At 69.7% G+C, this 24,586-nt stretch carries 28 protein-coding genes; 18 read left to right on the forward strand and 10 right to left on the reverse strand.

From position 1 onward, the window contains the following. Window positions 1-29 precede the first annotated feature (29 nt). Both Q344_RS0119740 and Q344_RS0119745 read left to right on the forward strand, forming a co-directional pair. Complete coding sequence (locus Q344_RS0119740) at window positions 30-359, forward strand: YnfA family protein (RefSeq protein ID WP_028288300.1); 330 nt, start codon at window positions 30-32, stop codon at window positions 357-359. 290 nt (window positions 360-649) lie between these two features. Beyond that, window positions 650-1,084 carry a CBS domain-containing protein gene (locus Q344_RS0119745; RefSeq protein WP_028288301.1) on the forward strand — a complete coding sequence of 145 codons (435 nt, stop codon included), beginning with the start codon at window positions 650-652 and terminating at the stop codon, window positions 1,082-1,084. Between the two features lie 239 nt (window positions 1,085-1,323). On the opposite strand, the gene Q344_RS25265 is transcribed toward Q344_RS0119745, so the two are convergent. Together Q344_RS25265 and Q344_RS0119755 are read right to left on the reverse strand one after the other, a co-directional pair. Continuing rightward, window positions 1,324-1,881: an EF-hand domain-containing protein gene (locus Q344_RS25265; RefSeq protein WP_051630891.1), complete on the reverse strand. Its 558-nt coding sequence runs from the start codon at window positions 1,879-1,881 to the stop codon at window positions 1,324-1,326. Between the two features lie 263 nt (window positions 1,882-2,144). Next, window positions 2,145-2,504 (reverse strand): hypothetical protein, encoded by a 360-nt coding sequence (locus Q344_RS0119755; protein WP_028288303.1) that lies wholly within the window; start codon window positions 2,502-2,504, stop codon window positions 2,145-2,147. 85 nt (window positions 2,505-2,589) lie between these two features. On the opposite strand from Q344_RS0119755, the gene Q344_RS26205 reads away from it, so the two are divergent. Both Q344_RS26205 and dusA read left to right on the forward strand, forming a co-directional pair. Further along, window positions 2,590-2,787 carry a hypothetical protein gene (locus Q344_RS26205; RefSeq protein WP_156954766.1) on the forward strand — a complete coding sequence of 66 codons (198 nt, stop codon included), beginning with the start codon at window positions 2,590-2,592 and terminating at the stop codon, window positions 2,785-2,787. Window positions 2,788-2,911: 124 nt separating this feature from the next. Then, on the forward strand, window positions 2,912-3,940 hold the full coding sequence (dusA, locus tag Q344_RS0119765; RefSeq protein ID WP_028288304.1) for a tRNA dihydrouridine(20/20a) synthase DusA: 1,029 nt from the start codon (window positions 2,912-2,914) through the stop codon (window positions 3,938-3,940). Here dusA and Q344_RS0119770 read toward each other — a convergent pair. Beyond that, complete coding sequence (locus tag Q344_RS0119770) at window positions 3,937-5,118, reverse strand: multidrug effflux MFS transporter (RefSeq protein ID WP_028288305.1); 1,182 nt, start codon at window positions 5,116-5,118, stop codon at window positions 3,937-3,939. The genes dusA and Q344_RS0119770 overlap by 4 nt on opposite strands. A 196-nt stretch (window positions 5,119-5,314) precedes the next feature. Here Q344_RS0119770 and Q344_RS0119775 point away from each other — a divergent pair, with 196 nt between their 5' ends. Then, window positions 5,315-6,142, forward strand: a complete 828-nt coding sequence (locus Q344_RS0119775; protein ID WP_028288306.1) for a sulfite exporter TauE/SafE family protein — start codon at window positions 5,315-5,317, stop codon at window positions 6,140-6,142. A 99-nt stretch (window positions 6,143-6,241) separates the two neighbouring features. Beyond that, window positions 6,242-7,162 carry a hypothetical protein gene (locus tag Q344_RS0119780; protein ID WP_028288307.1) on the forward strand — a complete coding sequence of 307 codons (921 nt, stop codon included), beginning with the start codon at window positions 6,242-6,244 and terminating at the stop codon, window positions 7,160-7,162. On the opposite strand, the gene Q344_RS0119785 is transcribed toward Q344_RS0119780, so the two are convergent. The 3 genes from Q344_RS0119785 to ccmI are packed head-to-tail and all read right to left on the reverse strand — an operon-like array spanning window position 7,159 to window position 9,079. Next, a complete protein-coding gene (locus Q344_RS0119785) occupies window positions 7,159-7,395 on the reverse strand; it encodes a DUF1289 domain-containing protein (protein ID WP_028288308.1) in 237 nt (78 codons plus the stop codon). The genes Q344_RS0119780 and Q344_RS0119785 overlap by 4 nt on opposite strands. Further along, the gene (gene ruvX, locus Q344_RS0119790; RefSeq protein WP_028288309.1) at window positions 7,392-7,868 is read right to left on the reverse strand and encodes a Holliday junction resolvase RuvX; all 477 of its coding nucleotides are present in this window, start codon (window positions 7,866-7,868) and stop codon (window positions 7,392-7,394) included. The genes Q344_RS0119785 and ruvX overlap by 4 nt, the downstream gene beginning before the upstream one ends. Next, the gene (gene ccmI, locus Q344_RS0119795) at window positions 7,865-9,079 is read right to left on the reverse strand and encodes a c-type cytochrome biogenesis protein CcmI (protein WP_028288310.1); all 1,215 of its coding nucleotides are present in this window, start codon (window positions 9,077-9,079) and stop codon (window positions 7,865-7,867) included. Before ccmI ends, ruvX begins: the two co-directional genes overlap by 4 nt. Window positions 9,080-9,250: 171 nt before the next feature. Between ccmI and Q344_RS0119800 the strand changes: the two genes are divergently transcribed. Then, window positions 9,251-10,498: a sarcosine oxidase subunit beta family protein gene (locus Q344_RS0119800; protein ID WP_028288311.1), complete on the forward strand. Its 1,248-nt coding sequence runs from the start codon at window positions 9,251-9,253 to the stop codon at window positions 10,496-10,498. 17 nt (window positions 10,499-10,515) lie between these two features. Here Q344_RS0119800 and Q344_RS0119805 read toward each other — a convergent pair whose 3' ends face one another. Beyond that, entirely contained in the window at window positions 10,516-10,929 is a 414-nt protein-coding gene (locus Q344_RS0119805) for a hypothetical protein (RefSeq protein WP_028288312.1), read from the reverse strand. Between the two features lie 209 nt (window positions 10,930-11,138). Here Q344_RS0119805 and Q344_RS0119810 point away from each other — a divergent pair, with 209 nt between their 5' ends. The 8 genes from Q344_RS0119810 (at window position 11,139) to Q344_RS0119845 (ending at window position 18,949) form a co-directional block, all read left to right on the forward strand. Next, complete coding sequence (locus tag Q344_RS0119810) at window positions 11,139-11,486, forward strand: hypothetical protein (RefSeq protein ID WP_028288313.1); 348 nt, start codon at window positions 11,139-11,141, stop codon at window positions 11,484-11,486. 368 nt (window positions 11,487-11,854) lie between these two features. Continuing rightward, on the forward strand, window positions 11,855-12,184 hold the full coding sequence (locus tag Q344_RS0119815; RefSeq protein ID WP_028288314.1) for a sarcosine oxidase subunit delta: 330 nt from the start codon (window positions 11,855-11,857) through the stop codon (window positions 12,182-12,184). A gap of 31 nt (window positions 12,185-12,215) precedes the next feature. Then, complete coding sequence (locus Q344_RS0119820; RefSeq protein ID WP_028288315.1) at window positions 12,216-15,227, forward strand: sarcosine oxidase subunit alpha family protein; 3,012 nt, start codon at window positions 12,216-12,218, stop codon at window positions 15,225-15,227. Beyond that, window positions 15,220-15,792: a sarcosine oxidase subunit gamma gene (locus Q344_RS0119825; protein ID WP_028288316.1), complete on the forward strand. Its 573-nt coding sequence runs from the start codon at window positions 15,220-15,222 to the stop codon at window positions 15,790-15,792. Before Q344_RS0119820 ends, Q344_RS0119825 begins: the two co-directional genes overlap by 8 nt. Window positions 15,793-16,064: 272 nt before the next feature. Further along, window positions 16,065-16,664 (forward strand): superoxide dismutase, encoded by a 600-nt coding sequence (locus Q344_RS0119830; RefSeq protein ID WP_028288317.1) that lies wholly within the window; start codon window positions 16,065-16,067, stop codon window positions 16,662-16,664. A gap of 161 nt (window positions 16,665-16,825) precedes the next feature. Next, entirely contained in the window at window positions 16,826-17,242 is a 417-nt protein-coding gene (locus tag Q344_RS24535; protein ID WP_229669232.1) for a c-type cytochrome, read from the forward strand. Window positions 17,243-17,379: 137 nt separating this feature from the next. After that, the gene (locus Q344_RS0119840) at window positions 17,380-17,703 is read left to right on the forward strand and encodes a hypothetical protein (RefSeq protein ID WP_028288318.1); all 324 of its coding nucleotides are present in this window, start codon (window positions 17,380-17,382) and stop codon (window positions 17,701-17,703) included. Between the two features lie 88 nt (window positions 17,704-17,791). After that, window positions 17,792-18,949 carry an acyl-CoA dehydrogenase family protein gene (locus Q344_RS0119845; RefSeq protein ID WP_051630892.1) on the forward strand — a complete coding sequence of 386 codons (1,158 nt, stop codon included), beginning with the start codon at window positions 17,792-17,794 and terminating at the stop codon, window positions 18,947-18,949. A gap of 120 nt (window positions 18,950-19,069) precedes the next feature. Here Q344_RS0119845 and Q344_RS0119850 read toward each other — a convergent pair whose 3' ends face one another. Further along, window positions 19,070-20,368 (reverse strand): alpha/beta hydrolase family protein, encoded by a 1,299-nt coding sequence (locus tag Q344_RS0119850; protein WP_028288320.1) that lies wholly within the window; start codon window positions 20,366-20,368, stop codon window positions 19,070-19,072. A 192-nt stretch (window positions 20,369-20,560) separates the two neighbouring features. Between Q344_RS0119850 and Q344_RS0119855 the strand changes: the two genes are divergently transcribed. Then, the gene (locus Q344_RS0119855; RefSeq protein WP_028288321.1) at window positions 20,561-20,800 is read left to right on the forward strand and encodes a hypothetical protein; all 240 of its coding nucleotides are present in this window, start codon (window positions 20,561-20,563) and stop codon (window positions 20,798-20,800) included. A gap of 1 nt (window position 20,801) precedes the next feature. Continuing rightward, entirely contained in the window at window positions 20,802-21,257 is a 456-nt protein-coding gene (locus tag Q344_RS0119860; protein WP_028288322.1) for a host attachment family protein, read from the forward strand. A 109-nt stretch (window positions 21,258-21,366) separates the two neighbouring features. Here the strand turns inward: Q344_RS0119860 and Q344_RS0119865 are convergent, their stop codons facing one another. After that, window positions 21,367-21,915, reverse strand: coding sequence for an LOG family protein (locus tag Q344_RS0119865; RefSeq protein WP_028288323.1), 549 nt, complete (start codon window positions 21,913-21,915; stop codon window positions 21,367-21,369). A 123-nt stretch (window positions 21,916-22,038) separates the two neighbouring features. On the opposite strand from Q344_RS0119865, the gene Q344_RS25270 reads away from it, so the two are divergent. Continuing rightward, window positions 22,039-24,030 carry a LysM peptidoglycan-binding domain-containing protein gene (locus Q344_RS25270; protein WP_084178508.1) on the forward strand — a complete coding sequence of 664 codons (1,992 nt, stop codon included), beginning with the start codon at window positions 22,039-22,041 and terminating at the stop codon, window positions 24,028-24,030. Between the two features lie 154 nt (window positions 24,031-24,184). On the opposite strand, the gene Q344_RS24545 is transcribed toward Q344_RS25270, so the two are convergent. Beyond that, window positions 24,185-24,553, reverse strand: coding sequence for an ArsR/SmtB family transcription factor (locus Q344_RS24545; RefSeq protein WP_051630895.1), 369 nt, complete (start codon window positions 24,551-24,553; stop codon window positions 24,185-24,187). Window positions 24,554-24,586: the final 33 nt, after the last annotated feature.

Raw genomic sequence — 24,586 nt, forward strand, 5'->3', positions numbered from 1 at the left:
GCACGAGAACCACGGGACAGCGAACGCCTATGACGACCGTTGCCGCCTATATCGGCGCCGCCCTCGCCGAGATCGCCGGATGCTTCGCCTTCTGGGCATGGCTGCGGCTCGACAAGCCGGTCTGGTGGATCGGCCCCGGCCTGGCCTCGCTGGCCCTGTTTGCCTACCTGCTGACGCTGTCGGGCAGCGCCGCCGCCGGACGGGCCTACGCGGCCTATGGCGGCATCTACATCGCGGCCTCGCTGCTGTGGCTCTGGGCTGTCGAAGGCGTGCGGCCGGATCGATGGGACCTGATCGGCGTCAGCCTCTGCCTTCTGGGCGCCGCCATCATCATGGTCGGCCCGCGCGCGCCGGTCTGAAAAAGCGAGGTTCGATCGCCTCGGCGCGGGATCGGACCGAATTGTGGTTGCTGGTGAGCCTCAAGGTCGGTCCAAGGAAATCCTGCGACCAGCCCATGGTCCGAGCCTCGGCGCCTGCGAGGACGACCGTTGTTACTCTCCTCGACATGGCGGGATCGCGGTGACGTCGGGCAGAACTGGCGTCAGCGATGGCGCCGTATCCTCAGCGTATCGCCGCCGACAGGTCGGACTCCCCGGAACATGCCTCCCTGCCTGCTCGTTTTCGGACATAGCAACCGAAGGAGGAAATCATGCAGGTGCAAGACATCATGACATCCAAGCCGACCTGCTGCGGGCCCGAGGATTCGATCCAGGACGTGGCAAAAGCCATGACGGAGAATTCCATCGGCGCCATCCCGGTGATCGATGATGACGGTCGGCCAGTTGGTATCGTTACGGACCGGGACATCTGCTGCCGCGCCGTTGCAGAAGGAAAGGGCGCCGATACCAAGGTATCGGATGTGATGTCGGAGGATGTCGTGACGACCTCCCCCGACGAGGATCTCGACAGCTGCTGCAACAGGATGGAGAAGACGCAGATCAGGCGCGCCGTCGTGACCGATAGCGAAGGCAAATGCTGCGGAATGGTGGCCCAGGCAGATATCGCTCGGCGCGCCGACGGCTCTGAAACCGCGGAGCTGGTGCAAGAGATCTCGAAGCCATCGGGACGGAGCGGCTGCTGCTGAGGTCGTGTTTCAGCTTCCGGCGGCAGGCCCGGTGCCCCGCATCTGGCAAAGGGACCACCCACCATATGGAATAGCCAGGCGGCCGTCCTGAAGGATGGCCGCTTGGAGGGAGCTGTTTGGCCGCAGGAGGCGTATCGAATTAGAGGATTGGGATCATTGTCCGGATCCTTTCGGTGTCGGCCAGTCCCGATCCCGACCCGGCATTTCCAGACCGGGTCGGGAAACGGATATCGAAGGCGTCAGTTGCCGGACGGCATCCGGTCGCTCATCATGCCCGGTGCCCCGGGCATCCCGCGCCGCATCTCCATCCGCCGAGCGGGCGCCCCCATCTCGGTCTCGGTGATCCTTCCGTCGCCGTCGGCGTCGAGATGCTGAAACCGGTCCACCGTTGTTTCGCGGGTCACCGCCGCGTGCAGGGCCTCGAATTCGGCCAGCGACAATTTGCCATCGCCATCGGCATCGAACTCGGCGAGACGGGCCAGCATCGCCGAACGCGCAGCTTCAGGTTCGGGATCTGCCGCCAGACCGTCTCCCATCCCGCCCGGCGCCATCATCATGCGCATCATGTCGCCGTCCATCATCGACAATCCGCCGGCCGGACCGGCGTCCATCATTCGGCCATGCATCTGCATCATCATCCGCATCATGTCGTGCATCATCTCGCCCTGGGGGGCTGCGGGTCCGCTGTCGTTCGCGAGCGGTCCGCCGGAATGACCATGATGGCTATCGGCGGCGGCATGGCCCGCGGCGACAATCGAGAGGCTCATCGCGGCTGCGAAGGTGGTTATCGTCTTCATGTCTGGTTCCTTGTCTATGGTTCGGTGACTCTGCGGCCCGGGTGGACGGTGCCATACCTGCTTGGGCTCAGAGCTGTCGGTTGCTGAATCTGCAGGGGTGAACGTGTCCGTTGCGATTGCTGACGGACGGCGTGGATCGCCCCAGGGGGCGGAAGCGCCGACGCTACCAAGCGGGACGTTTCAGCCCGTGAGGCCGCTGAGGACCCGTCGTGCCCGGAGGTCAGGTTCGAGGAGCGGACGACAGTCTCCCGCGCGGCGCGGTATTATCCGATGCGGGGAGGCCGCAAGAGCTCGCAAGTCCGAGATGACGCTCCAGGGAAATCGACGATCGCGAAATCGGCATCGCGCGTCTCTGGTGCCGGCAGAAGGAGCGTCGCTGACGGAAGCGCCGCTAGGCAGACGGCGCCGCCGCCGCAATGTGTCTCCGAAGCGAGGACTCCGATGTCCTGGTGCGAGCCGTCATGGTCCACGTCCTCAAGGAAGCCCGTGTGCGGCACCGCGTCGTCGACCAGGAAGCCTTGGGCGTGCAGCGACGTTCCGAACCCGACGACAAGCAGCACGGTGACCAGCGCGAGGGCGCGGGTCACTGCGTGGAGCAGGCCAAGCGGGCTGGTGCGACTCACATCGTTCTCCGGTTCTCTCCGACTGACATTCCTTCTGGACGTCCCCGCAGGATGTCTCCTTGACGCAGATCAAAGGTTACTGCCCTTGCGGATCGCCGCGGTGAAGCTCTTCGCGCCGTCTATCTTCTGGCGCACCATGATGGTACCCAACCGGGTCTCCTTTCGGGAAATCGTTGCCGATGGTCGGGAGATCGAACCGGACGGCGCGCGGCGGCCGGAAATCTGTCCAGGGTTCGATATCGCGTCGACGCACCCGGCGGAGACCTCGCCTTCGCAGCGATGAGGCCGAGGCTCCGAAGGAACTGGAGGGCGGTGCAACACTTCGGGTTTCGGCGCAACATTTGTTGCAACACCCCCGAAAATGGGGGCAAAAGGCCCGGAAATCGAGGATAATCGTTCAGGTGACCATGAGCGCAGAGCCAGGAAAACAAGGGGTTTCGGATGTCCGGCGTGCCGCGCGCCTAAGCGTGGCACCCATGATGGACTGGACCGACCGGCATTGCCGCTTCCTTCACCGGCTGCTCAGCCGCGAGACGCTGCTCTATACCGAGATGGTGACGGCGCCCGCCCTGGTGCGGGGCGGCGCGGTGCATCTGCTGGACTTCTCGCCCGAGGAACATCCGGTCGCGCTGCAGCTCGGCGGGTCGGACCCGGCGGAGCTGGCCGAGGCGGCCCGGCTGGGCGCCGCGGCCGGGTATGACGAGATCAACCTGAACGTCGGATGCCCCTCGGACCGGGTGCAGTCGGGCACCTTCGGGGCGGTGCTGATGAAGCAGCCCGACCTGGTGGCCGAGTGCGTGGCCGCGATGCGCGCGCCCGTCGATGTCGAGGTCACGGTGAAGTGCCGCATCGGCGTGGACGAGCAGGAGCCCGAGGAGGTGCTGCCGAATTTCCTCGGGAAGGTGATGGCGGCGGGCGTCCGGCGGGTGTCGATACATGCGCGCAAGGCCTGGCTTCAGGGGCTGAGCCCGAAGGAGAACCGGGACATCCCGCCGCTCGACTACCCGCTGGTGCTGCGGATGAAGCGGGCGTTCCCGGAGCTCCATGTCTCGATCAACGGCGGCATCGCCTCGCTCGCGCAGGCGCGGGATCTGCTGGACCAGGGGCTGGACGGGGTGATGATCGGGCGCGCGGCCTACCACGCGCCGACCGATGTCCTCGCGGCCGCGGACCGGGTGATCTTCGGCCAGGAAGTGCCTGACAGCGACCCGGCCGAGGTGGTGGCCCGGATGCTCCCCTATATCGAGGCGCATCTCGCGGCGGGCGGCAAGCTCGCGCAGGTGACGCGGCACATGCTCGGGCTCTTTGCGGGCCAGCCGGGGGCGCGGCTCTGGCGGCGCGTGCTCTCGGAGGGGGCGCACCGCCCCGGCGCGGGGCCCGAGCTGGTGGAGCGGGCGCTTGCCGAGGTGGCGGGCGCGACCCCGGTCGGCGCCTAGGCGGCGGCTTCCGCCCGGCGCGGCAGGCTGATCAGCGTCAGGGTGAAGCTGATCGCCGCGCAGAGCGCGATGGCCACCAGCATCGGCGTCGCGGTGCCGTCGAAGAAGAGCCCGGAAACCACGATCATCACCCCGCCCGCCAGCATCTGCAGCGTGCCGCCGAGCGACGAGGCGAGCCCCGCGATGTCGCCGTGATCGTCCAGCGCCAGCACCATCGTCGTGGGGATCACCAGCCCGAGGCAGGCATTGCCGCAGAACAGGAGCGCCGTGATGACCGGCAGCGAGGCGAAGCCCGCCAGCGCGACCAGCGCGAGCGTGCCGGTGAAGAGGAAGAACCCCGTCACCGCCAGCCGCACCACGCGCCGGATCCCGAAGCGCGCGCCGAGCATCGCGGCAACCTGCGAGGCACCGAAGAAGCCGACCGCGTTGATCGCGAAGGCCAGCGAGAACCCGGTCGGGCTGAGCCCGAACTGGCCGGTGTAGACGAAGCTGGCCGAGGCGATGAAGACGAAGAAGCTCGCCATCCCGAAGCCGCCGATGAACGTCAGCCCCATGAAGGCCGGGTCGGTCAGCAGCACCTTCGCCCCGCGCCGCATGGAGGCGAGGTTGACGGGCACCCGCCGCTCCTTCGGCAGGGTCTCGGGCATCACGAAGAGCGCGAGCACGAGGTTCACGGCCGCCAGCGCGGCCAGCACGCCGAAGACCATGCGCCAGCCCGAGACCGCGATCACCGCGGAGCCCGCGAGCGGCGCCAGCATCGGCGAGACCGAGATCACGAGCATGAGCATCGCCATCAGCTTCGTCGCCTCGGACCCGGTGTAGCGGTCGCGGATCACGGCCCGCGTCACCACCATCAGCGCCGCGCCGCCCAGCCCCTGGAAGGCCCGCCACAGCATGAGCGAGGTCGCGTCGCCGGCCGCCATCGCGCCGACGGAACCGGCAAGGAAGACGGCGAGCCCCAGCACGATCGGCGCCTTGCGTCCGGTCTGGTCGGCCATCGGGCCGTAGAACAGCTGGCCGAGGCCGAAGGTGACGAAATAGGCCGTCAGCGTCGCCTGGATCTGCGCCTCGGTCGCGTTCAGATCGCCCGCGATCCGCGGCAGGGCGGGCAGGTACATGTCGATCGCGAAGGGACCGACGAGGCCCAGAAGGCCCAGGATGATGGCGAGCCGAAGCATGGAAGGTCCTTCCCGACAATAGGGGGCCCGAGGGGGCGGGGGCAAAAACCGCGCCTGATTACGGAAGTGTCGGACACTTGCCAATCGCGCATTCCCGCACGCCCGCGGATGCTGCTGTGCAGCGATCGGCGGACGGCTTGCGGGCTGAGCGGAAAAGTGGTTCAGCTGGCGGCAGTTAGGGCAGGAGGCTGAGGCGATGGACGATCCCGCGGTGCTGGGCATGATGGTGGCGTTGCTGGCGCTGATCGGCGCCTTGGCCGGGGTGCTGGCGGGCCTGCTCGGCGTGGGCGGGGGCATCGTGCTGGTTCCGGCCTTCTTCTACGCTTTCACGACGCTGGGCTTCGCCGGGCCGAACCTCATGCAGATCTGTCTGGCCACCTCGCTGGCGACGATCATCGTGACCTCTCTGCGCTCGCTGCAGTCGCATCATAGGAAAGGCGCGGTCGACTGGGACATCCTGCGAAGCTGGGCGCCGGGCATCGTGCTGGGCGCGATCGCGGGGATGCTCGTGGCGACGCTGGTGCGGTCGCTGGCGCTGCAGGTTCTCTTCGGGGTCCTGGGCATCGTGGTCGGCCTCTACCTCGCCTTCGGCCGGGCCGAATGGCGCCTTGGCGACGAGATGCCGCGCGGGATCAGACGGCTGCTGATCTCGCCGATGGTCGGGTTTCTCTCGGTTCTCATGGGCATCGGCGGGGGCAGCTTCGGCGTGCCGCTGATGACGCTCTACGGACGGCCGATCCACCGGGCCGTGGCGACCGCCGCGGGCTTCGGCGTGACCATCGCGGTGCCCTCCGTGACGGGCTTCCTGTTCTACACGCTGCCCGAGGGCCAGCCCGTCCCGCCCTATACCCTGGGCGCGGTGAATCTGCCGGCCTTCGGGCTGGTGATCGCGATGACCCTGCTGACGGCGCCGCTCGGCGTGAAGCTGGCGCATGCGACCGACCCCAAGCCGCTGCGGCGCATCTTCGCGGTCTTCCTGCTGCTGGTGGCGCTGAACATGCTGCGCAAGGCGATATTCGGCTGATCCCGGCAAGATAATTCCCGCAGAACGCCCAAGCCGTGCCACGATAGGGTCAGATTTCCCGCCGACATATCCTGTCTGAACAAGCTGGAAACCGGCCCAATGATCGAGCTCCTCATCGTCTTCGTCCTTGCGACGATCGGCATCTACTTCACCACCACGACGCCCGAGTCGATGGATCGGAAGAACGTGGATGACGATTTCTACGACGAGGGCGCGCCGGAGGACGAGGGCGGCATCGGCATCCTCGGCATCGACGTCGGCAGCAAGCGCAAGCACATCCGCAAGGCGCGCATCGCCGCGCGCGAACGCGTCGCGATGCTGCGCCGGACGCCGGAGCCGGTGGCGGATGCGACCGTGTCCGATGCCGAGACCGACGCCGCGATCCGCTCGGTCCTGACGGGGGCCGAGTGGGACGAGGGCGGCGCGGGCGTCGCCCCGGCTGGCGCCGAAACCTACGATGAAGACGAGGAGAGCGACGCGCCGATCCCGCCGCTGGTGGCCCGGAACGCGACCGCCGCCCCCGCGACGGCAGGGAGCGGTCCCGACCGCGCGGCCGAGCCGGCGGAGATCGCCGAAACCGAAGGCGCACCGGAGCCGGTCTCCGCGACCGCGCCGCCGCCCGAGGAGGACCGGGAGGGTGCCGCAGCCGACGCGGCGGCGGCAGACACCCCCGGCGAGGACGAGGATCCCGATTTCGACGCGGCGATCAGCGCCGCGATCCGGGCCGAGTTCGAGGAACAGCAATCCGACCGCGCCACCGCCGCGCGCGCGCCGCGCCGGGGGCCGGATCGGGCGGGCCCGCCGGTCATCGACGAATTCGACCCCGACGAGGACCAGATCGTGATTGGCTACAGCCCGGACGAAGCCGGCGACGGCCGCATCGGGATCTCGGAAGACCCGACATGGCCCGGGACCGCGCGGGTGACGCTGGGCGGCAAGGTGGTGGCGCTGGTGCCGGGCGGCTACGGGCTTGTCCAGCCCTACCACATCGAGCTGCGACCGCTTCACAACGCGGCCTAGTCCTTGCGGTGAAGCCGTCCCTGGCGGCCGCCCCGGCGGCGCACGAGGCGGGCGCGGCGTTCGGGCAGCGCCTCCATGATCTCGGCCCGTTCCGCATCGCTGTAACGTGACCACATCGCGATCTCGTCACGGGTGCGCAGACAGCCTGCGCAGAGCCCGGCCTCGGGGTGGATCATGCAGATCTTCACGCAGGGCGATTCGATGCCGGAGCGCCGCCAGACCTCGTCGGTCATGAGGCCCCCCGCATGTGCCGGAGCCGGTCCAGCGCGCCCTGGAGGATGTAGCCCGCCGCGACATGGTCGATGACCTCGGCCCGCTTCCGGCGCGAGGTGTCGGCCTCGAGCAGCGCGCGTTCGGCGGCCACGGTCGAGAGCCGCTCGTCCCAGAAGGCGGTCGGTATCTCCAGCACCTGCCGGAAATTGCGCGCGAAGGCCCGGGTCGACTGGCAGCGCGGCCCTTCCGAGCCGTCCATGTTCCGCGGCAGGCCGAGGATGATCCCGCCGATCTCGCGCTCCTTCAGGAGCGCCGCCAGCGCCTGCGCGTCGAGCGTGAACTTCTTCCGCCGGATCGTCGTGATCGGCGTCGCGACCGACAGCAGGCGATCCGAGACCGCCACGCCGATCGTCTTGTCGCCGAGGTCGAGCCCGGCGATGGCCCGCATCGGCGGCAGCTCGGCTGCGAAATCCTCGAGCGTCTCGTGTATCATCCGTCGACCCCCGCGCGCGTGCCCGCCTCGCGGATCAGTGCCAGCGCCTGTTCGTCGCCCGCGAAGATCTCGAGCGCTTCCGCATGGATGGCCCGCGCGCGCTCCAGCTCGCCCAGAACGCCGTAGGCGCCGATCAGCCGGGCCCAGTCCTGCGGCGGGCCGCCCTCGGTCGCCAGCCGGTCGGACAGGCCCGAGACCATGCCGCGGATCATCTCGGCGCGGTCCTCGTCGCTCATCTCGCTGGCCGCCTCCACGTCCTCGGCCGAGGGGCCGCGCGGCGCGGGGGCTGCGGCGGGCGGGTCGTAGGGCACGCCAGCGAGCCGCGCGGCGTCGCCGATCTGGGCCCGGATCGGGGCGATCCAGGGCGCGTCCTCGGGGCCGCGGCGCAGCAGCGCCTCCCAGATGCGGAAGGCGAGGTCGGGCCGCCCGGTCTGCCAGCGCGACAGCGCGATGTAATAGAGCGCGGCCCCGTTGTCGGGCGCGCGGGCCAGCGCGGCATTCAGTGCCGCCTCGGCCTCGGGCGAGACGTAGCCGCCCGCGGCCAGCACCATCATCTCTCCGAGCGCGAGGTAATCCTGCGCGCGGGCCCCGTCGCCGAGCGCTTCGACCACGCGGGCCTGCGCGGCATGGGCGGCGGCGAAATTGCCCAGCGTCGCCTCGTTCCGGGCCAGCAGCCGCAGCCCCTGGACGTCGTCCGGACGCTCGGCCACGGCGGTGCGGAGCTTGTCCATCAGCGCGGCGAAATCCGCCTCGACCTCGGGCGCGGGGCGGGGGGGCACCTCCGCCTCGGCCTCGGCCTGACCGGGGCGGTTGGCGGCGCGTTCGTCGGCCCGGGCCAGGCGTTCGGCCAGCGGAAGGTCCGGGTAGCCCGGCGCGCCGAGCACGGCGTAAAGGCCAAGCGAGCCCGCGACCAGCACCAGCCCGAGCCCGGCCAGCGCCAGCGGAGAGCTCCGCCGTGCCGTGGCCGCGGCCCCCTGCGCCTCGGCATCCGCGGCGAGCAGGCGGCGCGAGACCTCGTTCCTGAGCCGCGCGGCCTCGTCTTCGCCGATCACGCCGCGCGCCAGGTCGCGGTCGACCTCGGCCAGCTGCGCCCGGTAGACGGCCACGTCGGCGCCGCCCGGTTCGTCTGCGGCACGCGCGCGCAGGGCGGTCGCGGCGATGAGGCCTGCGACGGCGAAGGCAAGGGCTGCGGCGATGATCCAGAAGAGCATGGATACTCCTTTTGCGACCGATCCTTTACCGTGGCCGGGCCTTTGGAAAAAGGGCAAATGGCCGCGCCGTGATGCCATGTCGCAAAGGTGATGTGACATGACGCTCCCGGCCCGGTCCGATCTTCGCTATCGGTCCAGAAAGCCGCTCAGAACCACCGGAGTCGTCCGCCCATGAAACGCTATTCCGCCTTTGCCATCGCCCGGGAAGCCCTGCGCCATCACACGGGCTGGGAACGCGCCTGGGCCTCGCCCGAACCCCGGAAACGCTACAAGGTGATCATCGTCGGCGCCGGCGGTCACGGGCTGGCCACGGCCTATTACCTTGGCAAGAACCACGGCATCACGGATGTCGCGGTGATCGAGAAGGGCTGGCTTGGCGGCGGCAACACGGGGCGGAACACGACGATCATCCGGTCGAACTATCTCCAGGACCCGTCCGCGGCGATCTACGAGAAGTCGCGCGACCTCTACGAGGGGCTGAGCCAGGATCTGAACTACAACATCATGTTCAGCCCGCGCGGCGTGATCATGCTGGCGCAGACCGAGCACGAGGTGCGCGGCTACCGGCGCACCGCGCATGCCAACGCGCTGCAGGGCGTGACGACCGAGTTCATCAGCCCCGAGCGGGTGAAGGAGCTTGTGCCGATCATCAACCTCGACGGGCCGCGCTACCCGGTCCTCGGCGGGCTCTGGCAGGCGCGCGCCGGCACCGCGCGGCACGACGCGGTGGCCTGGGGCTATGCGCGGGCGTGTTCGGCCATGGGGATGCACATCATCCAGCAATGCGAGGTCACCGGCGTCCGCTCGGAAGGCGGCCGGGTGACGGGGGTGGAGACCACGAAGGGCGAGATCGGCTGCGACAGCCTCGGCATCGTGGTTGCGGGCCATTCCGGCGTGCTGGCCGAGATGGCGGGCTTCCGGCTGCCGATCGAATCGGTGGCCCTTCAGGCGCTGGTCTCGGAGCCGATCAAACCCTGCATGGACGTGGTCGTGATGGCCAACACCGTGCACGGCTACATGTCCCAGTCCGACAAGGGCGAGATGGTGATCGGCGGCGGCGCGGACGGCTACAACAACTACACGCAGCGCGGATCCTTCCACCATATCGAGGAGACCGTGCGCGCCCTGGTCGAGACCTTCCCGATGATCTCGCGCCTCAAGATGCTGCGGCAATGGGGCGGGATCGTCGACATGACCGGGGACCGGTCTCCGATCATCTCGAAGACGCCGCTCGGCGGGTGCTACATCAACTGCGGCTGGGGCACCGGCGGGTTCAAGGCGATCCCGGGCTCCGGCTGGGCGATGGCAGAGATGATGGCGAAGGGCGCGCCGGGCGCGCTCTGCGCCGAGTTCGGCATGGACCGTTTCCGCGAGGGCCGTTTCATCGACGAGAGCGTCGCGGCGGGGGTCGCGCACTGATGGCCTTGCGGCCCGACTTATTCCGCGGCCACGCGCCGCGTCAGCCGGCGGTGCCGGTCGGTCAGTTCGCTGATCTCGCGCAGCGCGTCGCGCTGAAGGTTGAGCGGCGTGGGCGTGCCCGCGACAAGGTCGTCCTGGACGTCGTCCAGCAGGCCGCCCATGGGCAGGACCGCGTAGGCGTTGAGGCCCAGCCGGAGCGCCGGCTCGAACCGCTCGTGCCGGGGGATCGTCGCGGCGAGCCCGCATTCCGCGCGGCCGAAGAACAATGCGCGGGCCGGGGCGATGCCGTCCGGCGGCATCGCGAGATAGGCGAAGAGGCCGGGGCTGTCGGGCAGGTGCTGCAGCGAGGGGCAGAGCGTGAAGGCGTAGATGCGGCCGGACGCGCCGCCAAGGTGGATCTGCCGGGCAAAGGCGGTCTGCGTGTCGGGCATGGGACGGCTCCGCATATTGAGAGGATGTGGAAAAAGCCTACCGGATTCCGGGGTCCCTCCAACATCTTGCGGCTCGGGATTGGCGTCTGCCGACACTTTGACGTGAAAGTGACAAAAATATCCGCAGATGATTGCGGGACCATAGGCGGGAACCCCCGGTGCACTTGCGGCGTTTGCCGGCGAGTTCACACATCAACGGAGGTCCTCCCATGGCCGAACACCACTATCACGAAACCAAAGAGGTTCGTCCCGCATCCACCGGCACCAGCACCGGCACCATCGCGTTCATCGTCGGCGGCCTCGTCGTCGCGGTCGGCCTCATCCTGTTCTGGGTCTTCGGCGGTTCGGACATCGAGACCGGCGCGGCCGGTGGCGGCACCGATGTCGAGATCAACGCAACCTCCGACAGCTCGGCCGGCGCGGCCGCTGACGAAGGCACCGACACCGGCGCGGCCGCAACCGCGGACACCGGCTCGTCCGACGCCGCTGCCGGCAGCAGCGCGACGACCGGCGATTCGGGCGTTGCGGCAACGGCTGGCGCAGACAGCGGCAACTGATCGCAATTCCGTCTCCGGCGGAGTGGAAGGGCGGGCGCGTGGCGTCCGCCCTTCGTGCTGTTCGCGACTTTGCAACGTTCCCGGCGCGGTTTTGCAAACCCCGGATCGCCTTTGCAAAGCGGCCGTAGCGCCTTTGCAAACTCCGTCCATCGGGGCGCATGATTTTTTGCAGGGCGGCCGGAACTTTCCGTTCGCCTGTGACGTTTCTCCGTCACTGCCTGGGAAGATACTGACCCTGCGGGTCTGCCCCCAACGGGATTGCCAGTTTTCCCTTGTCCCTTACCTGTCCCCTCGGGCGGAGGCTTTGAGCCTCCGCCCCTTTTTTCGTTCCGTTCCCGGGGGTTCCGGGCGCGGGCTGGAGGTGTGCCATGCTGCTTCTTGAATGTCCCTATTGCGGCGTCGCCGGGGAAGAGACCGAATTCCACGGCGGCGGCGAGGCGCATCTCAAGCGCCACGGGCCCGAGAGCTCGGATGCGGATTTCGAGGGCTATCTCTTCCATCGCGAGAACCCGAAGGGCGTGCATCTCGAACGCTGGCGGCATGTGAACGGCTGTGGCAAGTGGTTCCACGCGGCGCGCTGCACGCGCACGCTCGAGGTCTTCGGGACCTACACGGCGCAATGCTCCGAACCGCCGCAGGAGATCCGCGACAAGATCAGTGCGAAACGTCCCGGCTGGACGTGGCGGGAGTTCTCGTGATGCAGGCAATGATGAAGAAAGAGGTCGGGGCATGAGCACGCGGCTTTCCAGGGGCGGGCGGCTGCTGAACCGCGGCGCCCGGGTGGGGTTCACCTTCAACGGCAAGCGGATGAGCGGGTTCGCGGGCGACACGCTCGCCTCGGCGCTGCTGGCCAACAATCAGATGCTCGCGGGGCGGAGCTTCAAGTACCACCGCCCGCGGGGCGTCGTCGCCTCGGGGGCCGAGGAGCCGAACGCGCTGATGGGGCTGGGCGCGGACGGCACCTTCGAGCCGAACCAGCGCGCGACCACGCAGGAGCTGTTCGAGGGGCTTGCCTCGGAAAGCCAGAACCACTGGCCGAGCCTCGATTTCGACGTGGGCGTGGTGAACTCCAGGCTCTCGCGCTTCTTCCCGGCCGGGTTCTATTACAAGACCTTCATGGGCCCGCGCGCCTTCTGGAAGCACATCTACGAGCCGGTGATCCGGCAGTCCGCGGGCCTCGGCAAAGCGCCGAAGGACCGCGATGCTGACCGCTACGAGCATTTCTACGCCTTCACCGATGTTCTCGTGATCGGCGGCGGGCTGGCCGGCCTGACGGCCGCCAAGGCGGCCGCCGAGGCCGGCGCCAAGGTCCTGCTGGTCGAGCAGACCGCCCATTGGGGCGGCCGCACCATGGTCGACGGCGGAGAGATCGCGGGCGGCGCGGCCGAGGCGCATGTCGAGGCGCTGGTCACCGCGCTCGAGGCCATGCCCAACGTCACCATGCGCAACCGCTGCATGGGCGCGGGCGTCTACGATCACGGCTACGCGCTGGCCTACGAGCGGCTGACCGACCACGTGCCGGGCCATGACGGTCCGCGCCATCGTCTGTGGCGGATCCGGGCGGGCCAGATCGTGACGGCGACGGGCGCCATCGAACGCCCGCTCAGCTTCGCGGGCAACGATGTGCCTGGGGTCATGCTGGCCTCCGCCGTGCGTGACTATGCGACCAACTGGGCGGTCTCGCCCGGCGACCGGACGGTGGTTGTGACGAACAACGACGACGCCTACCGCACCGCGCTGACGCTCAAGGCGGCGGGGCTCTCGGTCCCGGTGATCCTCGATGCCCGCGCGGGCGGCGGCGGCGCGCTGGCCGAGGAGGCCCGGGCGGCCGGCATCCGCGTGGAAAACGGCAAGGGCATCGCCAAGGTGGAGGGCGGCAAGCGCGTCACCGGCGTCGCCATCTGCCACCAGGCGGGCGAGGGCGCGGTGCTTGAGACGATCTCCTGCGACGCCGTTGCCATGTCCGGCGGCTGGTCCCCGGTGGTGCACCTCTGGTCGCATTGCGGCGGCAAGCTCACCTGGGACGAGGCGGGCGCGATGTTCCGCCCGAACGCCGAGCAGGCCCCCACGGGCGCCGATGGCGCACCCTTCGTGATCCCGGCGGGCAGCGCGGACGGTGAATTCTCCCTCCCTGCCATCCTCGCCAACGCCCGCGCCGCCGGCCTCGCCGCCGCGCAGCGCACCGGAGCGACCGCCGAGGCGGAGGCCGCGCCAGAGGCCACCGCCAGGGACGAGACCCCGATCGAACCGGTCTGGATGATGCCGCAGGGCGCCGGCAGGGAGCTGCGCGCCAAGGCCTTCCTCGATTACCAGAACGACGTGAAGGTCTCGGACGTCATGCTCGCCGCGCAGGAGGGCTACGAGAGCGTCGAACACGCCAAGCGCTACACCACGCTCGGGATGGCGACGGACCAGGGGAAACTCTCCAACATCAACGGGCTGGCGGTGCTCTCGCAGAGCCTCAACACGCCGATCCCGCAGGTCGGCACGACGACCTTCCGCCCGCCCTACACGCCGATCTCAATGGGCGCCATCGCGGGCGAGGCGCGGGGCGAGATCTTCCAGCCCCTCCGCCGCACCCCCATGCACGCCTGGCACGAGGCCCACGGCGCCCATTGGGAGCCGGTCGGCCACTGGCGCCGCCCCTATTGCTACCCGAAGGCCGGGGAGAGCCACCAGGACGCCGTCGCGCGCGAGATCACCCAGACCCGCAAGGCGCTCGGCCTGCTCGACGCCTCGACGCTGGGCAAGATCGTGGTGAAGGGGCCGGACGCGGGGAAATTCCTCGACATGCTCTACACCAACATGATGAGCACCCTGAAGCCGGGCAAATGCCGCTACGGGCTGATGTGCTCGGAAAACGGGTTCCTGATCGACGACGGCGTGGTGGCCCGCTGGGACGAGGAGACCTTCCTCTGCCACACGACCACCGGCGGGGCGGAACGCATCCATGCCCATATGGAGGAATGGCTCCAGACCGAATGGTGGGACTGGAAGGTCTACGTCGCGAACGTGACCGAGCAATATGCCCAGATCGCCGTGGTGGGCCCGAAGGCCCGCGAGGTGATCGAGGCGCTCGGAGCCGAGGGCATGGACAGCCAGACCTTCCCCTTCATGGCCTGGGAAGACCGCACGGTCGCGGGCATCGCGGCGCGGATCTACCGGATCTCCTTCTCGGGCGAGCTTTCCTACGAGATCGCGGTGCCGGCGTCTCAGGGCCTTGCCCTCTGGGAGGCGCTGCACGCGGCGGGCGCCGCGCATGGCGTCATGCCCTACGGCACCGAGGCGCTGCACGTGATGCGGGCCGAGAAGGGCTTCATCATGATCGGGGACGAGACCGACGGGACGGTGATCCCGCAGGACCTCGGGCTGCACTGGGCGATCTCGAAGAAGAAGGACGACTACCTCGGCAAGCGGGCGCAGCAGCGCGCGCACATGACCGACCCGTCGCGGTGGAAGCTCGTCGGGCTCGAGACGCTCGACGGCTCCGTCCTGTCCGAGGGCGCCTATGCCGTGGGGCAGGGGACCAACGCGAACGGCCAGGCCAGGGTGATCGGCCGGGTGACCTCAACCTACCACTCGCCGACGCTCGGACGGGGCATCGCCATGGGGCTCGTGCTGAACGGGCCCGACCGGATGGGCGAGGTGATCGACTTCGGCAGGATCGACGGCGGCCGCGTGCCGGCGCGGATCGTCGATCCGGTGTTCTACGACAAGGACGGGGAGAAGCAGAATGTCTGAGCCTGTCACGCCGCTCGGCGGCGCGGTGCACGAAGGGGCGGCACGGGTCGCCGAGATGCCCCGCCGCGGCATGATCACCCTGCGCGGCGATCTCGGGGACCCGGCCTTTTCCGAGGCGGTCGCCGAAGTCGCGGGGCTGGCGCTGCCCGGCCGCGGGCGGGTCTCGGCCGAAGGCGAGACGCGCCTCGGCTGGATGTCGCCGGACGAGCTGATCCTGATGCTGCCCGCCCCCGATGTCGCGGCGGTGCTGGACCGTCTCGCCGGGGCCCTCGGCGGGGTCCATCACCTCGCGGTGGAGGTCACCGACGCCCGCGCGCTCTTCGCCGTCTCGGGCGAACCGGCGGCGGTGCGCGAAAGCCTCGCCAAGCTCGCCCCGGTGGATTTCTCCCCCGCCGCCTTCGAGCCGGGGACCTTCCGCCGCAGCCGCCTCGCTCAGGTGCCGGCGGCCTTCTGGTGCGAGCCCGACGGCAGCTTCGGCGTGATGTGCTTCCGGTCGGTCGCCGAATACGTCTTCAAGGCGCTCTCGGTCTCGGCCGCGTCGGATGGCCGGGTCGGGATGTTCTGAAACGCCCGCCTCCTCAAGGGGTTGCCGCGGCGGGTCAAGGCGCCCGCCCGGCGGAAGCGCTGGCCCCACCGGGTGATCCTTCCCGCGACATGCCGGGGGCCCGGGCGCAGCGCCACCCGAGCGCGCCCCGCTCCGCGGGTTCCGCGCAAGGCCTGTGCGGAGGTCCACACCCCTGCGGCGCCTCTCTTCACCGGGGCCGCCCTTGACCTTCCGCCGCGAGGAGTAACATGTAGGGGCAACACCCTCTGACCAAAGCCGAAAGGATAGTCATCATGGCCTTCGAACTTCCCGATCTGCCTTACGCCCACGACGCCCTCGCCGACCTGGGCATGTCGAAGGAGACGCTGGAGTACCACCACGACATCCACCACAAGGCCTATGTCGACAACGGCAACAAGGCGATTGCCGGCACCGAGTGGGAAGGGAAGTCCGTCGAAGAGATCATCAAGGGCACCTACGATCCCAAGGCCGTGGCCCAGAACGGCATCTTCAACAACGCCTCGCAATACTGGAACCACAACCAGTTCTGGGAAATGATGGGCCCGGGCGAGAAGAAGATGCCCGGCGAGCTCGAGAAGGCGCTGACCGAGGCGTTCGGCTCGGTCGACAAGTTCAAGGAAGAATTCTCCGCCGCCGGCGCGGGCCAGTTCGGCTCGGGCTGGGCGTGGCTGGTCAAGGACAGCGACGGCAGCCTGAAGGTCACCAAGACCGAGAACGGCGTGAACCCGCTCTGCTTCAACCAGACCGCGCTGCTCGGCTGCGACGTGTGGGAACATTCCTACTACATCGACTTCCGCAACAAGCGCCCGGCCTACCTGTCGAACTTCCTCGACAAGCTGGTCAACTGGGAGAACGTCGCCTCGCGCATGTGAGCCGACGACGCCCGACCTGATCGCGAGACACGCCCGCCGGGAGACCGGCGGGCGTTTTTCGTGCCATCCATGCGGCGAATGCGCCGGCGTGACGGCCCCCGGTTTCCGCCGCCGTCCGGGATGTGTATCATCGGCCAAAACACACGGCAGGAGGGCATCCCATGAACGCATTCACCTCGACGGCTCTGGCGGGCGCGGCCGCCCTGGCCCTGGCGGCCTGCACGCAGGACAGGATGCCCGACCGCACCGACGGGGCGGCGTTCTTCGCCGAGAACTGCGTCTCGTGCCACGGGGCGGAGGGGCGTGGAGACGGCCCCCTGGCCGCGGAGCTGACCCCGAAACCCACGGACCTGACCACGCTCAGCGCAGGCAATGGCGGCACCTTCCCGGCAGCACGCGCGCTGAGCTTCATCTACGGCGATCCGGGCGACAGCCACCTCGCGCGGGTGATGCCCGAATTCGGCCCCGTGATGGCCGAGGACCTCGTCCCGGTCGAGATCGACGGCATCCTGACGCCGACGCCGCGGGAACTGGCCGGGCTGCTGGCCTATCTGGAGAGCATCCAGGTCGAGGGCTGATCGCGCGGGCCTCTCGTCCCGGGCAGGGGCGCAAAAGCGACGCCGCCTGCCGGAATTCGCGCGGGCCGGGGGAACCGCCGCGGCGCCACCGGATTGACTCGGGTCGGGCGGACCGGCGGCGAGGCGAGGGCAGTCGGATGTACGGCAATTTCTTTCAGGTCGCGATGCAATGGCAGGCGGCGAGCGTGAGCGCGGCGCAGATCGGCATCGCGGCCGCGAGCGTCATGCAGGCGCGGATGATGCAGATGGCGCTCGGCACCATGAAGCCGGAAGAGGCGACCCGCATGATGCTCGAGAAGCCCTCGACCTTCATGCGCTCCACCGAAGGCGCGGCGCGCGCCGCGGCCGCGAACCGCGGTCCTGCCGCGGTGGCAGAGGCCGCGCTGGCCCCCTACCGCACGGCGACACGCGCCAATGCCAGGCGGCTCGGCGCCAAGACGCCGCTGAAACGGCGCCGCTGACGCATCCCCGCAAAAGGCGCGCGCGCTGTTGGAACCGGCCGCCGCGCTCCCTAGTCTGACCGTCAGTCACGGGACGAGGAGGGATGTGATGGATGCGACGACAGAGGGGTCTGGGCAGGAGGCGCAGGTCCGGGACCTGCTGCGCGAGGCACGGGATTTCGCCGACAGGGTGATCGCGCCGCGGGCGGAAGGCTGGGACCGCGAGAACGCCTTCGACACGGACACCCTGCGCGAGGCTGCGGCGCTTGGCTGGTTCGGCCTTCAGGTTCCGCGCGACAGGGGCGGGATGGGCTTGCCGTTCTCGGCCAAGTCGCAGCTGGTCGAGATCCTCGCGGGCGCGGATTTCGGCTTTGCGCTCTCGCTCGTGAACACCATGAACATCGGCTACAAGCTGGCCCGCGACGCGCCGCATCTGGCCGAGCGCTACCTGCCGGACCTGCTGAGCGGCCGGCGGCTGGCCAGCACCGCGCTGACCGAGCCGGGGGCGGGCACCGATTTCGGCGCCATCGTCACCACCGCCACGCGCGACGGGGAGAGCTGGGTGCTGGACGGCGGCAAGGCGTGGATCATCAACGCCGCCGCCTCCGACGTGATCCTTGCCTATGCGCAGACCGAGCCGGGCAGCCGCGGGGCGGGCATCGCGGCGTTCCTGATCGACGGGCAGCGCGCGGGGTTCCTTAGGCGCGCGCCCTTTGCGCTGAGCGGGCAGCATTCGATCGGGGTGGGCGGCTTCGAGCTGCAGGGCTACCGCGCGGCGGCGGACGAGATGGTGCAGGCGCCGGGGCAGGCCTTCCGCTACGCGCTGAACGACATCAACGGCGCCCGGACCTACGTGGCCGCGATGTGCTGCGGGATGGTGGAGGCCGCCCTGAAGATCGCGAGCGCCTACGGCAGGCGGCGCGAGACCTTCGGCCGGCGGCTGGTCGAGCATCAGGGCTGGAGATGGGCGCTCGGCGATGCCGATGTGGACCTCGCCGCGGCGCGCGCGCTGGTCCGGGCCGCCGAGGCGCGGGTGGATGCCGGCGCCGAGGCCCGGCACGAGGCCGCGCGGGCGAAGATCTTCGCCACCCGGATGGCGGAGCGACACCTGCCCGCGCTCGGCCAGCTCATGGGGGCCGAGGGGCTGAGCGCGCGTTATCCGTTCGGACGCCACATGCTGGGCGCGAAGATCTCGGGGCTGGTCGATGGCTCGTCCGAGATCCTGCTCGAGGGGCTTGCCATGCGCTTCGCGAAGGAAGCGGGCTGAGGCAGGCCCGGCGCTTGCTCCCGGGGTCGGGACAGGCCGCGCGGGCACCAACGTGAAAGGCCGCGGTGCTTTCGCATCCGCGGCCTTCCCTTTCTGCGGTTACGCCGTGGTCCCGGCAGCCTATTCGGCGCTCCGCTTCTCGAGGCGGAGGGCCTTGGCGGTCCGGTCGCCGAAGCCCTTCCAGTAGGTGTTGTCCTCCTTGGGCTGGCCCGACTCGTCCACCGACCAGACCCCGTCCTCGGCGTTCTCCACGAGGTCGAAATAGGCGGCCTTTTCAGCCTCGCCCTTCAGGTGCTGGTCCATGAAGGCGGTGGCGAAATGCTGCAGGACGTTGTTCATCCGCGTCGTGTCCCAGACCGCGTCCGCGTAATGGTCGAAGGGCGCGTAGCCCAGCTTTTCCGAGACGGCGTAGCTTTCGGCGGGCGCCGGCATCGGCGCGGCGGCGTTGTGGTTGGCGCCTTCGAAGGTCAGCAGGATTCGGTCGGTGCCGGTCGTCTCTTCGAAGATCTGCCGGATCGCGTCGTATCGGGAGACGTCGTCCTGGCTGCCGGCGACCAGCAGCAGCGGCTTCTCGAGTCCCTTCAGGCTTTCGGCGTCGAAGAAGTCGCGATTGCGGCCCCAGGGGCCGATGGCGACGATGGCCTTCACCCGGGGATCGACCAGCTCGGACAGCTCCGCGCTGCCCGTGGCATTGCGGTCGAGCAGGTCCTGCGGCGGCACGAAGGCCTCGGGCCCCTCGCGGGTCACGGCCTCCTGGCCGAGCCCGCCGCCGCCGAAGATCAGCGCGCCATAGCCGCCCATCGAATAGCCGATGACGCCGGTCGATTCGACATCCGTGATCGCGCCGATCTCGTCGTCGAGCCCGGCCATGCTCTCGATGATGAAGGCCTGGTCGAGCGGGCGGTTCACCAAGGTCGAGGTGAACTTGTTCTGGTCGTCATAGGTGCTGTCCGGATGATCGGCGGAGACCACCACATAGCCCTTGGTGGCGAGGTTCTCGCCGAGATGGCTCATCAGGAACCGGTTGCCCGGGTAGCCGTGCGAGATCAGGATCAGCGGGAAGCTGCCCTCGGCCGGGGCGGCGTCGCGGGCGGCCTGCCCGGTCAGCGAGACCTGCGTGACGCCGTCGCGCAGGAAGACATTGTCGTAGGTGCCGCCCGGCGTCGTGCCCTCGGCGGCGGGATACCAGACCTCGACCGTGATCTCGCGGTCATGGGTGGGGACCTCGCCCTCGGCCGTGGCATTGACGACATCGGGGCGGCCCGCGTCGGTGAAGGTCATCGTGCGGACGCCGATCACGTGGTCGCCGGGCGCGGCGAGTTCGGGGGCGTCGGGGCGTTGCAGGTCGATCCGGTTCTCGGCCATCAGCGGTGTCGTCACAAGGGCCGCGGCGGTGGCGGCGGCGAGTATCCTGTTCATCTGGGCTCCTCCCTGAGTTTGCGGGGCGAGCCTGCCCGTTCGTGATCGTTTTCTCAAGATGAGTCGGGCATCGTGTTCGTTTCTGTTCGCATTTGCGTTCGGATCGGCGCGGGGGCGCTTTCCCCCGGTCCGGGGACGGAACCCCGGACGGACCGCGACCGTTTCCCTCTTGAAGGAAAAAGGAGCATCATCATGGCCGAGAGACACCGTTCGGAAGATCACAGCCGCGAGACCGACGATTTCGTGGATGACGACCTGGAAACCCCGTCCCACGGCGGTCGCGCGCAGGGCAACCTGGAGCGTGACGTCGGCACGAGGGACGAGAAGAAGCGTGCCGAGAAGAGCAACCCGGGCACGACCCGCGTGACCAAGTCCGACGAGGAAGGCGAAGGCAACCTCGGCGGGCTTCACGGCACCGGGAAGGAGGACTGACATGACCGAGCTCAAGACAGGCACCTGGGTGCTGGTGGCCGACAGCGAGAAGGCGCTCTTCCTGGAGAACATCGCCGACGGCGAGGACCCGCATCTCGTGGTGCGCAGCGAGGAGAGCCAGGAGAACCCCTCCGACCGCGAGCAGAGCGCGAACCGCCCCGGGCGCGTGCAGGACACCGGCGTCGGCCAGCGCTCGGCGCTCGCAGACACGGACTGGCACCAGCTGGCGAAGGAGCGCTTCGCGGCCGATCTGGCCGACATCCTCTATCGCAAGGCGCATCGCGGCGATTTCGACCGCATCGTGCTGGCCTGCGCGCCGCAGGTTCTGGGCGCCCTGCGGCCTGACCTGCACAAGGAGGTGAGCGCGAAGGTGGTGGGCGAGGTGCCGAAGCTGCTCACCAATCACACGCTCGACAAGATCGAGGCGATCCTGAAGGACGAACTCGCCGCGGCCTGATCCGGCCGCGGCACCAGGGACATCCGGGCCGGGCATCGAGCCCGGCCCGGATGTCGGGGGGCTGTCTGCCCCCCGGGACCCCCCGAGGATACGTGACCAGAGGAAGGGGTCAGAGGCGCTCGGCCAGCAGGCTCATGAGGGCGGGGACGTCGGGGACGGTGTCGACCATGTCGCGCAGGGAGGGCGCGGCGAAGCCTTCATCGACCACGTGGTCGAGCAGCGCGTTCAGCGGCGCCCAGTAGCCTTCGGTGTCCAGAAGCACGATCGGTTTTCCGTGCAGGCCGAGCTGGCGCCATGTCAGGACCTCGAAGAATTCGTCGAGCGAGCCCGCGCCGCCGGGCAGCACGACGATAGCGTCCGAGTTCATGAACATCACCTTCTTCCGTTCGTGCATCGTCTCCGTCACGATGAACTGCGAGAGGTCGCGCTTGCCGACCTCCATCTCCATCAGGTGCACCGGGATCACGCCGAAGGTCTCGCCGCCCGCCGTCTGCGCGGCGCGGGCGGTCAATCCCATGAGCCCGACATCGCCGGCGCCGTAGACCAGCCGCCAGCCGGTGTCGGCGATCGCCCGGCCGAGATCCTCGGCCGCGGCCGCATAGGCGGGGTTCGCACCGGCGCGCGCGCCGCAGAAGACACAGATGGAAGTCGTTGCCATTCGGGAGTTTTCCTTCGCCGGGAGGGGGCCTGCAAGGTAACAGGGTTTTGACCCCTGATAGCCTTGTTGATATAGGTGCTCAACCGCGGACCCCGGGGACGGGCCGCCAGCAGGGGAACATGGATGAGCAAAGAGCCCGGGCAGGGGAGATGGCCTGTGGCCGTTGCGGCCGGGGTGGTCGCGGCGGCGGTCATTGCCGTCGTGGCGTTCTATCCGCAGCGCGACCTGCACGAGGCGGCCGATGCCGGGGCGAAGGCGCCCGGGATGCGGGCGGCGCTGCCTGCGGAGCCCGGGGAGTCCGGGGCGGACCCGTCTGCGCCGGGTGAGCCGGCCGACGTGGCGAGCGCGGGGGAGGACCCTGCGGTGGATCCGGGGGCCGCGGTGCTGGCGCCCGAGCCGCCGGAGACGGCGGCGCGCGGTCCCGCGGCGGAGGCCGGTCCCGAGGCCGGGGCGGGGCCCGCCGGGCCCGCCGCGCCCGAAGGGGGCGACACGAAGGCCGGTCTTCCCGATCTTCCCGAGCCCCCGCGCTTCGACGTGGTGCGGGTGGAGGCCGACGGCTCGGCCCTCGTCGCCGGCTATGCGGAGCCCAACTGGAAGATCGCGGTCGAGCTCGACGGGGACGAGGTCAGCCGCGAGACGGTGAACGGGCAGGGGGCCTTCGTGGCCTTCGTCCGGCTGGGTCTGGCCGATCAGCCGCAGGTGCTGACCCTGGCGATGTACGGGCCGGAGGGACAGGGGCCGGTGGCCTCGACCGACCGGGTCATCCTGTCGCCGCGGGCCCGGGTCGCCGGGACCGATGCGCCGGAAGCGTCCGGGCAGGATGCGCCGGTGGACGTGGCGATCTCGGACCCTCCGGGGGCGCAGCCGACGGACGCGGTGCCGGAGGTGGCGGCGGGGCGCGGCGGGGAGCGCTCCGGCGACGGGGGCGTGACGGTCGTGGCCGCTCTGGAGCCTGCGGGGGCGGCGCCGGGCGCTGCGGCAGGGGGCGGCGAGACGGCGCCCGAGGCGGGAGAGCCGGCAGGGTCGGACGCCATGGCGGAGGCCGCGGAGGCCGCGGCGGGTGGCCGCGAGACGGTCGCGGCGGATACGGAGAAAGCTGCGGCGGCGAGGGGGAGTGCGTCCGTGACGCAGGAGGCTGCAGCGGCGGAGATCGATACGAAGGCTGCGGGACCGGAGACGGACCCGGCAGGGACAGAGGCGGCAGGGAAAGAGACCGCGGGCTCGGCACCGGAGGCCGCGGCGGCAGAGATCGAAACGGCGCGCGCCGGAACCGGGACGGCGGCGACCGGCCCGGACGGAACCGGCGAAACGGCCCGGGCCGAGGGCCCGGCAGGCGGCGTCGCGGCAAGCGAGGCAACGGGGGGCACGGCTGGCGCCTCGGGCGACGGTGCGGTGCCTGCGGCGGGGTCCGATGTGGTGGCCGCGGTCGAAACCGGCACTGCGGAAGGAGCCGGAGCGGCGACGGCGCCGGGGGCCCCGGCTGCATCGGGGGGCGCGCCCTCGGCAGAGGTCTCCGCGCAGGCCGGTGTGCCCGGCCCGGACCTCGAGGCGCCGGAGGCGCCGACTGCCCCCAAGGTGATCCTTGCGGGCGAGGCTGGCACGCGGGTCCTGCAGGACCCGGAGGCGCCGCCCGCGGTGATGGACGAGGTGGCGATCGACACCATCTCCTACACCGAGGCGGGCGCGGTCGAGCTGTCGGGCCGCGGCCGTCCCGAGGGCAATCTCCGCGTCTACCTCGACAACCGGGCCGTCATCGACGGGCGGATCGACGAGGACGGCACATGGCGGACCGAGCTGCCCGACGTGGACCAGGGGCTCTATGCGCTGCGGGTCGACGAGATCGACGCCGAGGGCAAGGTCCGTTCGCGCGCCGAGACGCCCTTCGAACGGGAGAGCGAGGCGGAGGTGCGCAGCGCGCTGCTCGCGCAGATGCGCAACGGGGTGATGCAGGTGACCGTCCAGCCGGGTTTCACGCTCTGGGCCATCGCGCGCGAGAATTACGGCGACGGGGTGCAATATGTGCAGGTCTTCGAGGCGAACCGCGACCGGATCCGCGATCCGGACCTGATCTATCCGGGCCAGATCTTCGAGGTGCCGGGGCAGGCGACGGAGTAATGCGCGGTGCCGGGAGGGGCGCCGGATCCGGCTCTCCGAGGGGAGGCGCTTTTGCGGGGAAATGAAGCGCGGAGGGGCGACGCCGAGGCGGCCGTCGCGCGCGCACCGTAGGGGGGTCGAGGGTCGTTTCAGCCCGGCCACCCCGCCGCCGCCCTCACTCCCGCGGTGGCAGGACCAGGGCGGAGGTGCGGTGGCCCTCGTGAGCGCGGCGGGCGAAGCAGCAGTCGCGGATCTCGGGGTCGCCGCCGCAGCAATCGTGCAGCAGGTAGTGGAAGAGCGTGCCCATCCGGTGCCGGTCCAGGTGATAGATGACCTGACGGCCTTCACGGCGCGCCGCCACCAGCCCGGCCTGTTCCAGGAGCTTGAGGTGGAAGGACAGGCCCGAGGCCGAGACCTTGACCGCCCGGGCGATCTCGCCCGCCGGCGCGCCCTCGGCGCGGTGCGGGACGAGGAAGCGGACGATGTCGAGCCGCGTCTCGTGCGCGAGCGCCGAGAGGGCGGCGAGGGCTGGACTCCGTTCCATTGTTCAACTACTCATGAAACGTTGAAATTACCC

The sequence above is a fragment of the Pseudooceanicola nanhaiensis DSM 18065 genome, assembly GCF_000688295.1.
GTDB lineage: Bacteria > Pseudomonadota > Alphaproteobacteria > Rhodobacterales > Rhodobacteraceae > Pseudooceanicola > Pseudooceanicola nanhaiensis.

What these genes read in the sequence shown, in the direction of transcription:
- Q344_RS0119740 (WP_028288300.1), top strand. Translation starts at nt 30, where the DNA reads ATGACGACCGTTGCCGCCTATATCGGCGCCGCCCTCGCCGAGATCGCC.
- Q344_RS0119745 (WP_028288301.1), top strand. Translation starts at nt 650, where the DNA reads ATGCAGGTGCAAGACATCATGACATCCAAGCCGACCTGCTGCGGGCCC.
- Q344_RS25265 (WP_051630891.1), bottom strand. Translation starts at nt 1,881, where the DNA reads ATGAAGACGATAACCACCTTCGCAGCCGCGATGAGCCTCTCGATTGTC.
- dusA (WP_028288304.1), top strand. Translation starts at nt 2,912, where the DNA reads ATGAGCGCAGAGCCAGGAAAACAAGGGGTTTCGGATGTCCGGCGTGCC.
- Q344_RS0119770 (WP_028288305.1), bottom strand. Translation starts at nt 5,118, where the DNA reads ATGCTTCGGCTCGCCATCATCCTGGGCCTTCTGGGCCTCGTCGGTCCC.
- Q344_RS0119775 (WP_028288306.1), top strand. Translation starts at nt 5,315, where the DNA reads ATGGACGATCCCGCGGTGCTGGGCATGATGGTGGCGTTGCTGGCGCTG.
- Q344_RS0119780 (WP_028288307.1), top strand. Translation starts at nt 6,242, where the DNA reads ATGATCGAGCTCCTCATCGTCTTCGTCCTTGCGACGATCGGCATCTAC.
- Q344_RS0119785 (WP_028288308.1), bottom strand. Translation starts at nt 7,395, where the DNA reads ATGACCGACGAGGTCTGGCGGCGCTCCGGCATCGAATCGCCCTGCGTG.
- ruvX (WP_028288309.1), bottom strand. Translation starts at nt 7,868, where the DNA reads ATGATACACGAGACGCTCGAGGATTTCGCAGCCGAGCTGCCGCCGATG.
- ccmI (WP_028288310.1), bottom strand. Translation starts at nt 9,079, where the DNA reads ATGCTCTTCTGGATCATCGCCGCAGCCCTTGCCTTCGCCGTCGCAGGC.
- Q344_RS0119800 (WP_028288311.1), top strand. Translation starts at nt 9,251, where the DNA reads ATGAAACGCTATTCCGCCTTTGCCATCGCCCGGGAAGCCCTGCGCCAT.
- Q344_RS0119805 (WP_028288312.1), bottom strand. Translation starts at nt 10,929, where the DNA reads ATGCCCGACACGCAGACCGCCTTTGCCCGGCAGATCCACCTTGGCGGC.
- Q344_RS0119810 (WP_028288313.1), top strand. Translation starts at nt 11,139, where the DNA reads ATGGCCGAACACCACTATCACGAAACCAAAGAGGTTCGTCCCGCATCC.
- Q344_RS0119815 (WP_028288314.1), top strand. Translation starts at nt 11,855, where the DNA reads ATGCTGCTTCTTGAATGTCCCTATTGCGGCGTCGCCGGGGAAGAGACC.
- Q344_RS0119820 (WP_028288315.1), top strand. Translation starts at nt 12,216, where the DNA reads ATGAGCACGCGGCTTTCCAGGGGCGGGCGGCTGCTGAACCGCGGCGCC.
- Q344_RS0119825 (WP_028288316.1), top strand. Translation starts at nt 15,220, where the DNA reads ATGTCTGAGCCTGTCACGCCGCTCGGCGGCGCGGTGCACGAAGGGGCG.
- Q344_RS0119830 (WP_028288317.1), top strand. Translation starts at nt 16,065, where the DNA reads ATGGCCTTCGAACTTCCCGATCTGCCTTACGCCCACGACGCCCTCGCC.
- Q344_RS24535 (WP_229669232.1), top strand. Translation starts at nt 16,826, where the DNA reads ATGAACGCATTCACCTCGACGGCTCTGGCGGGCGCGGCCGCCCTGGCC.
- Q344_RS0119840 (WP_028288318.1), top strand. Translation starts at nt 17,380, where the DNA reads ATGTACGGCAATTTCTTTCAGGTCGCGATGCAATGGCAGGCGGCGAGC.
- Q344_RS0119845 (WP_051630892.1), top strand. Translation starts at nt 17,792, where the DNA reads ATGGATGCGACGACAGAGGGGTCTGGGCAGGAGGCGCAGGTCCGGGAC.
- Q344_RS0119850 (WP_028288320.1), bottom strand. Translation starts at nt 20,368, where the DNA reads ATGAACAGGATACTCGCCGCCGCCACCGCCGCGGCCCTTGTGACGACA.
- Q344_RS0119855 (WP_028288321.1), top strand. Translation starts at nt 20,561, where the DNA reads ATGGCCGAGAGACACCGTTCGGAAGATCACAGCCGCGAGACCGACGAT.
- Q344_RS0119860 (WP_028288322.1), top strand. Translation starts at nt 20,802, where the DNA reads ATGACCGAGCTCAAGACAGGCACCTGGGTGCTGGTGGCCGACAGCGAG.
- Q344_RS0119865 (WP_028288323.1), bottom strand. Translation starts at nt 21,915, where the DNA reads ATGGCAACGACTTCCATCTGTGTCTTCTGCGGCGCGCGCGCCGGTGCG.
- Q344_RS25270 (WP_084178508.1), top strand. Translation starts at nt 22,039, where the DNA reads ATGAGCAAAGAGCCCGGGCAGGGGAGATGGCCTGTGGCCGTTGCGGCC.
- Q344_RS24545 (WP_051630895.1), bottom strand. Translation starts at nt 24,553, where the DNA reads ATGGAACGGAGTCCAGCCCTCGCCGCCCTCTCGGCGCTCGCGCACGAG.